This is a genomic window from Anianabacter salinae (assembly GCF_019061145.1).
GTDB lineage: Bacteria > Pseudomonadota > Alphaproteobacteria > Rhodobacterales > Rhodobacteraceae > Anianibacter > Anianibacter salinarum.
On sequence record NZ_JAHQZS010000014.1, the window covers coordinates 2,501 to 6,175 of the forward strand.

The following is a 3,675-nucleotide window of genomic DNA, read 5'->3' on the forward strand; positions in this document are numbered from 1 at the left end:
CGGTGGGTCCTCGGTTGGTTCCCCTTCGGGGGAAGGCATTCGTCTGGCTGCTTCCTCGGCCATTCGCGTGTATCCCGGCCGGTAGCGAGCAGGTGTTGTCCAAGTCAAGTACACTAACCGAGGTGTTGTCCTGCACGGGACAGCACCACAAGTTCCCCCGGTCGAACCAGACGGGGGAGCGGGAAAGTATGCTTTTGATCGGAAAGAACGGCATTCCCTGCACGACCGACAAGCTGTCGGGGCGCACTCGCGCTCAAGCAGCGAAGCGGTAGCGCAGACTGGGTGTCTGTCTCTTTCTGGATCAAATCAAGCGCGAAAAGGGCGTTTGGTGGATGCCTTGGCAGTAAGAGGCGATGAAGGACGTGATACTCTGCGATAAGCCAGGGGGAGCCGAGAATAGGCTTTGATCCCTGGATTTCCGAATGGGGCAACCCACTTGAATGTTTTTAGTTATCGCGCAGCGATAACCACTTTGTGCCGACCCTTGGTCGGTTATGGAGCGGGGATCATGCGTGGCAAACTAGGAGCATGGTCAAGTACTTATTACCTGAATACATAGGGTTTTAAGAGCAAACCCGGGGAACTGAAACATCTAAGTACCCGGAGGAAAGGACAGCAACAGCGACTTCCCTAGTAGCGGCGAGCGAACGGGAACCAGCCGAGCCCTGAGAGTGAGAAGAATGACCTGGAAAGGTCAGCCATAGCGGGTGACAGCCCCGTATTCCAAGCTCGATGGGACGTATCAAGTAGGGCGGGACACGTGAAATCCTGTCTGAAGATCGGAGGACCACCTTCGAAGGCTAAGTACTCCTTACTGACCGATAGCGAACCAGTACCGTGAGGGAAAGGTGAAAAGCACCCCGACGAGGGGAGTGAAACAGTACCTGAAACCGAACGCCTACAAGCAGTCGGAGCCTCCTTGCGAGGTGACGGCGTACCTTTTGTATAATGGGTCATCGACTTGGTCTCACGAGCAAGCTTAAGCCGTTAGGTGTAGGCGCAGCGAAAGCGAGTCTTAATAGGGCGTCGAGTTCGTGGGATCAGACCCGAAACCGAGTGATCTAGGCATGTCCAGGATGAAGGTACGGTAACACGTACTGGAGGTCCGAACCCACACCTGTTGAAAAAGGTCGGGATGAGGTGTGCCTAGGGGTGAAAGGCCAATCAAACTCGGAGATAGCTGGTTCTCCGCGAAATCTATTTAGGTAGAGCGTCATCCGAATACCCCGGGGGGTAGAGCACTGGATGGGTAATGGGGCCCCACAGGCTTACTGATCCTAACCAAACTCCGAATACCCGGGAGTACTAGATGGCAGACACACTGCGGGTGCTAACGCCCGTAGTGAAGAGGGAAACAACCCTGACCTACAGCTAAGGCCCCTAATTCATGGCTAAGTGGGAAAGCATGTGAGACGACCAAAACAACCAGGAGGTTGGCTTAGAAGCAGCCATCCTTTAAAGATAGCGTAACAGCTCACTGGTCTAATCAAGTTGTCTTGCGGCGAAGATGTAACGGGGCTCAAGCCATGAGCCGAAGCTTAGGATGCCGTAAGGCATGGTAGCGGAGCGTTCCGTGAAAGAACTCCATGTCTGTATTGCCGCCCGATACGGGGGTGCCTCTGGCGCTCAAGTAGCGAAGCGGTAGCGCAGACAAGGAGTTTGCTGTGAAGCCGGGCTGTAAGGCACCGGTGGAGCGATCGGAAGTGAGAATGATGACATGAGTAGCGACAAAGAGTGTGAGAGACACTCTCGCCGAAAGTCCAAGGGTTCCTGCTTAAAGCTAATCTGAGCAGGGTAAGCCGACCCCTAAGGCGAGGCCGAAAGGCGTAGTCGATGGGAATCAGGTTAATATTCCTGAGCCAGGAGGATGTGACGGATGCCGGACGTTGTCTGCCCTTATCGGATTGGGTGGGCAGCCATGGTGTCCCTGGAAATAGCCCTCCATTGGATCGTACCCTAAACCGACACAGGTGGACTGGTAGAGAATACCAAGGCGCTTGAGAGAACGATGTTGAAGGAACTCGGCAAAATACCTCCGTAAGTTCGCGAGAAGGAGGCCCGGTTCCAAGGCAACTTGGAGCTGGGGGCACAAACCAGGGGGTGGCGACTGTTTACTAAAAACACAGGGCTCTGCGAAGCCGTAAGGCGACGTATAGGGTCTGACGCCTGCCCGGTGCCGGAAGGTTAAAAGGAGGTGTGCAAGCACCGAATTGAAGCCCCGGTAAACGGCGGCCGTAACTATAACGGTCCTAAGGTAGCGAAATTCCTTGTCGGGTAAGTTCCGACCTGCACGAATGGCGTAACGACTTCCCCGCTGTCTCCAACATCGACTCAGCGAAATTGAATTGCCTGTCAAGATGCAGGCTTCCCGCGGTTAGACGGAAAGACCCCGTGCACCTTTACTACAGCTTCACACTGGCATCAGGCATGCGATGTGCAGGATAGGTGGTAGGCTTCGAAGCAGGGACGCCAGTTCCTGTGGAGCCTCCCTTGAGATACCACCCTTCTCCTGCTTGATGTCTAACCGCGGTCCGTTATCCGGATCCGGGACCCTGTGTGGCGGGTAGTTTGACTGGGGCGGTCGCCTCCTAAAGAGTAACGGAGGCGCGCGAAGGTTGGCTCAGAGCGGTCGGAAATCGCTCGTTGAGTGCAATGGCAGAAGCCAGCCTGACTGCAAGACTGACAAGTCGAGCAGAGTCGAAAGACGGCCATAGTGATCCGGTGGTCCCGCGTGGAAGGGCCATCGCTCAACGGATAAAAGGTACGCCGGGGATAACAGGCTGATGATGCCCAAGAGTCCATATCGACGGCATCGTTTGGCACCTCGATGTCGGCTCATCTCATCCTGGGGCTGGAGCAGGTCCCAAGGGTACGGCTGTTCGCCGTTTAAAGAGGTACGTGAGCTGGGTTTAGAACGTCGTGAGACAGTTCGGTCCCTATCTGCCGTGGGTGTAGGAGACTTGAGAGGAGTTGCCCCTAGTACGAGAGGACCGGGGTGAACGATCCACTGGTGGACCTGTTGTTATGCCAATAGCAGTGCAGGGTAGCTATGATCGGACAGGATAACCGCTGAAGGCATCTAAGCGGGAAGCCCCCCTCAAAACAAGGTCTCCCTGAGGGCCGTGGAAGACCACCACGTCGATAGGCCGGAGATGTAAGTGCAGCAATGCATTCAGTTGACCGGTACTAATTGCCCGATAGGCTTGATTTGATCCAGAAACAGGCAGACTGCCCTTCTGGTCACAAGCATACAGACCCCTCAAAGTGACTGACTTGGACACATTGTATCAGACCGCCCCGGGAAAAGGGGGCGGCCTGACACCGCTGCACCCAAAATGACAGGGGTGTGCGACCGCGCTTTTGCTCCGCAAAAACGCTTCCGCGCACCCGCTGCACCTGCGGTGCATCGAACGTGGCTCTTCCTCGGTTTGGTGGTCATAGCGCGAGCAAAACACCCGGTCCCATTCCGAACCCGGTCGTTAAGTGCCGTAGCGCCAATGGTACTGCGTCTCAAGACGTGGGAGAGTAGGTCGCCGCCAAACCTAGAAAGAGCCACACTCAATGCCGTATCTCTCAAAACGATCCAATAAAACATTGGCGCGGGGTGGAGCAGCCCGGTAGCTCGTCAGGCTCATAACCTGAAGGCCGCAGGTTCAAATCCTGCCCCCGCAACCA

General features: G+C 55.6%; 1 tRNA gene and 2 rRNA genes. All 3 read left to right on the forward strand.

What is annotated here, in order from left to right:
- The first annotated feature begins 304 nt into the window (after positions 1-304).
- Positions 305-3,211, forward strand: a 23S ribosomal RNA gene (locus KTJ87_RS18115).
- 216 nt (positions 3,212-3,427) lie between these two features.
- Positions 3,428-3,542 (forward strand): 5S ribosomal RNA (gene rrf, locus KTJ87_RS18120).
- Between the two features lie 56 nt (positions 3,543-3,598).
- A tRNA-Met gene (locus tag KTJ87_RS18125) sits at positions 3,599-3,675 on the forward strand.